This window comes from Flavobacterium sp. (assembly GCF_040402835.1).
GTDB lineage: Bacteria > Bacteroidota > Bacteroidia > Flavobacteriales > Flavobacteriaceae > Flavobacterium.
Genome location: NZ_JBBALW010000054.1, coordinates 1 through 3,657 on the forward strand (window position 1 = coordinate 1; position 3,657 = coordinate 3,657).

The following is a 3,657-nucleotide window of genomic DNA, read 5'->3' on the forward strand; positions in this document are numbered from 1 at the left end:
AATCTGTTGAATTTTAATCATTTAACCCCTTAACTTAATGACATTGTTCGTGCGGTAGCGGGGGAATTTATCAAACAAGATTCTAAAACAAAACATCAGTTTAAAACTAATGGGAATAGAAAGGTATTATGATTATAAAACTAAAAAAGAATAGAGATGTTTGAAAATATTATTTTGCCTATAATATTTATTTTAGTTGGCTTTTTATACTTAAATTGGCTTTATAGAAGAGTTGGCGGTTTTTTTAAAAAAGACGACGATTTATTTGATAAATCGATGACTTTTAGAGGATGGGCAGGAGGTCTTCTTATTTTAATAGTTGGCATTTGTTTTCTTATAAAAGGAATTTTAAAATATTTGTAAATAAAAAACCGAGCAATAGCTCGGTTTTTTGTTGGTTATCTAACAGGATATTTTTCAGGATCTTGTGAAGTATGAAATACAGCGTTTAAGAAAATAGTTTTACTAGGTTCGTCCACAATAAAAAAGGCGATATAAGGAAATTTATCAAAAGGTAAAAATCTATAATTGTTATCGTGAAACTGGTAAAAAGGGTTTGTTTGTAAAGCTTTATACGTTTTTTTGTAATCTTTCAAAAAGTCTAAAGCCACTTTTTTACTGGCTTTGTGAATGTAATATTCAACAGCATCTTCAATATTTTTGGAAGCAATGGGCGAAACAAAAATCTTATAATTCATACTTCTTTTTTAAGTCGGAATAAAGCGTTTCAGCGTTGGTATAAGTAGCTTTGTCGGAGCCCAGTTGGCTGTCTAAAATTTGTTGTTGTTCTTTGGACAAACTGTAAGGCTTGGTATTTGTTGCAGGTTCTATAAGTGCATCAACATAGCCAATAACACGTTCTAAAACACTTTGAGGAGCGTTTTTAAGTTTTCTGGTTAGTAAGTCAATAGATATAGTTTCCATATTCAATATTTTTTATAGTGCTAATTGTTGAATTTTCTTTTTGGTAATAAAAGCATCAATCAAAATTTTGACTACCGTTTTATCATTATCCTGAATTTTTTCGATTGCTTTAAATTGGTTGAGCAGTTCTTTGTCGGTTAGCGAACTGTCGGCTAAATCGTCAGAGCTTCCACTCATTAAAAAATCAGAAGACACACCAAGAGCATTAGAAACCTTTGCCATAATATCGGCAGAGGGTGTTGCTCCATTTTCTTCATATCGTCCTATTTGCGAATAATGAGCTCCAACAAGCGTTGCTAAATCACCTTTAGAAAGTCCTTTTTCGGTACGTAATTGCTTTAATCTTTGATGAAAATCCATTTGCGCATATTATTTATTAACACTACAAATATACTAATTACGCACTAAATTAAGTTGTTTTACTTGCGATTGTTCATAAAAATAATTATTAACGCTTGTTTATATTTGCGTAATTGCGTTATCTAGTGCGATAACGCAAATAAATATTTTATCAACAAACCTTTTTAAGGTTCGTGAGTTCCGATAAAAAACAATAAAAACAAACGAACAATGGAAATACCCGCTCCGCAAAGTGGGTAATGTATCAAAGTTAGTGATGCTTCTAACCCAGCTCCGCAAAGTGTTCTAATTAAGACCAATGTGCTGCGCAAAGTCTCATATCTTTGCAATGATGATAAAATCATAACTTTACAAAGTAAACAAAAATAATATTTCAAAATGGGGGTGATTTTCCTAGTATTTCTTATCTTTACACAGCAACAGGAAAAAAAGTAGCCAAAACAGTGAACATAGCTTCAAGAAATAGAATTTTATATACCGTTGATTATTTGGACGGTTACCAATATGAAAGTGAAAAATTACTGTTTTTTCCTACGGCAGAAGGTTATGTAAAATATACTGTTGGCGTGAGCAACCCATTTGATTATGTATTTAATTACACAGACCATTTAGGAAACATTCGATTGAGTTATGGGATTAATCCTGGAACAGGACTGCTCACCAAAATAGAAGAAAACAACTACTACCCTTTTGGGTTTAAACACGGAAATTACAACACCGAAGCCAAAATAATTGTACCCCGGCTAGAACCTGCAGAGGAGCCGGCACTAAGTGCTAAATATATGATTCAAAAAACAGATGTTTTAGCTGCTTCAATGGAAATGCCACCAATGGAACTACCACCGGGAGAGTTGATTGCTTCTGAGATTTATAGTGGGTATAATTATAAGTACAACGGGAAGGAATTGCAAGACGAGTTGGGGCTGAATATGATTGCAATGGATCGGAGGCAATATGATCCAGCCATTGGTAGGTTTAACGTTATTGATCCTTTAAGTGAGTTAGCTCCTATGCATAATCCATACAGATTTGGTTTTAACAATCCTGTTTACTGGTCTGACCCATCTGGTCTGTTTGAAAATAATAATCAAGGTTTAGCACTTTGTCCAACGTGTCCTAAAACACCTGGATTTAAACCATTAATTGATGACCCCAATAATACATATGTTTATGACCCTGAATCACAGACCGCTAGTAAAGTTATAGAACTTGATGAAGTTGTTGTGCAAGGAAAATCTAAAAAAAGTATCACACTAGATGACGCAAACCTATTTAATGATAGAATTGGAGATGGTGCTGATATTTTAGGTGCAACTAGAAGCCAAGGAGGTTCTTTTAGGTTAACTAACAATGGTAGTTATAACCCACGAAACATTAGTTTTAAATATTATGGTTCTAATTGGATTGGAGGAAGTGCCGCAAATCTCAAGACGTTCAATATAAGTAAATTAATAAAAAGAGGATCCATTGCTACCACCGTTGTTCTTGGAACTATAGAAGTTGGGCAAGGTGCGTATCAAGATTATCAAAATTATGAAAACATAAGATATACTAACGGTAAAAACACAGCTGTAGCAACTGCAAAGGTTGGCGCGGGAATAGCTTTTGGTTTTGAAACGGTAGATTATGCAAATGGAAATATGTCGGGGTTGGAATATGGGGTTGATACCTCAATCGCTCTTGCCGCAATATGTGTTTCTGGACCAGCTGCACCTTTTGTAGCTACAGGAGCATTAATATATTTTGGAGGGAAAGCAATTTATGAATACTCATCAGGCAATACGCTATTTACAAAACCTAAATAAACTATGAGAGCTTACTATTATTTACTGTTTAGAATTTTTAAATATTATACTGAAAAAGGAAAGGAAAGCGATAAAGTAGCAATCATTAGAGCTGTTTTATCAACGTCCTTACTGATTTATTTTACAATTTATACAATTCTAATTTATTTTGACAATTATTTTTTTGAAATTTCAAATATTATTTTGCCAAATAAAGGATTGATTTTGTTGTACTTATTTTTGCTTGGTTTCCTAAACTATTGGTTTTTCATAAAAGACAGAAAGTTTTTAAACTATAATTTTAAGAGCGATAAAAAAGGAGGTTATGCAATTATTGGATTTATAATTTTCTTGGCTTTAAGTTTTGTTTTTATAGCCATTAAAAATCGAGAAAAGATTTTTAATGAAAGAGCAAAGGCAAGAATAGAGAATAATCAATAACAATAAAAAGCCGAGCAAATGCTCGGCATTTGTTCGTTTAATTACAATCGTTTCAACCATTTACTAGGCGATAATGAAGTATGAAATACCCCCCGCTCCCGCACGAACAATGTCATTAAGTTAAGGGGTTAAATGATTAAAATTCAAC

The 3,657-nt window shown here is 32.9% G+C and carries 7 protein-coding genes; 3 read left to right on the top strand and 4 right to left on the bottom strand.

The window, feature by feature from the left end; genetic code table 11:
- The first annotated feature begins 156 nt into the window (after window positions 1–156).
- Window positions 157–363, top strand: coding sequence for a hypothetical protein (locus tag AC9UEH_RS11440; RefSeq protein WP_509531986.1), 207 nt, complete (start codon window positions 157–159; stop codon window positions 361–363).
- A gap of 35 nt (window positions 364–398) precedes the next feature.
- Here AC9UEH_RS11440 and AC9UEH_RS11445 read toward each other — a convergent pair whose 3' ends face one another.
- From AC9UEH_RS11445 to AC9UEH_RS11460, 4 genes are all read right to left on the bottom strand, one after another.
- Window positions 399–698, bottom strand: a complete 300-nt coding sequence (locus AC9UEH_RS11445; protein ID WP_509531989.1) for a type II toxin-antitoxin system RelE/ParE family toxin — start codon at window positions 696–698, stop codon at window positions 399–401.
- Window positions 688–924 carry a hypothetical protein gene (locus tag AC9UEH_RS11450; protein WP_509531991.1) on the bottom strand — a complete coding sequence of 79 codons (237 nt, stop codon included), beginning with the start codon at window positions 922–924 and terminating at the stop codon, window positions 688–690. The genes AC9UEH_RS11445 and AC9UEH_RS11450 overlap by 11 nt, the downstream gene beginning before the upstream one ends.
- Before the next feature lie 12 nt (window positions 925–936).
- Window positions 937–1,284 carry a helix-turn-helix domain-containing protein gene (locus AC9UEH_RS11455; RefSeq protein WP_509531994.1) on the bottom strand — a complete coding sequence of 116 codons (348 nt, stop codon included), beginning with the start codon at window positions 1,282–1,284 and terminating at the stop codon, window positions 937–939.
- Window positions 1,285–1,448: 164 nt separating this feature from the next.
- On the bottom strand, window positions 1,449–1,628 hold the full coding sequence (locus AC9UEH_RS11460) for a hypothetical protein (RefSeq protein WP_509531997.1): 180 nt from the start codon (window positions 1,626–1,628) through the stop codon (window positions 1,449–1,451).
- Window positions 1,629–1,727: 99 nt separating this feature from the next.
- On the opposite strand from AC9UEH_RS11460, the gene AC9UEH_RS11465 reads away from it, so the two are divergent.
- Window positions 1,728–3,089, top strand: a complete 1,362-nt coding sequence (locus tag AC9UEH_RS11465) for an RHS repeat-associated core domain-containing protein (RefSeq protein WP_509532000.1) — start codon at window positions 1,728–1,730, stop codon at window positions 3,087–3,089.
- 3 nt (window positions 3,090–3,092) lie between these two features.
- The gene (locus AC9UEH_RS11470; RefSeq protein WP_509532003.1) at window positions 3,093–3,509 is read left to right on the top strand and encodes a hypothetical protein; all 417 of its coding nucleotides are present in this window, start codon (window positions 3,093–3,095) and stop codon (window positions 3,507–3,509) included.
- Window positions 3,510–3,657: the final 148 nt, after the last annotated feature.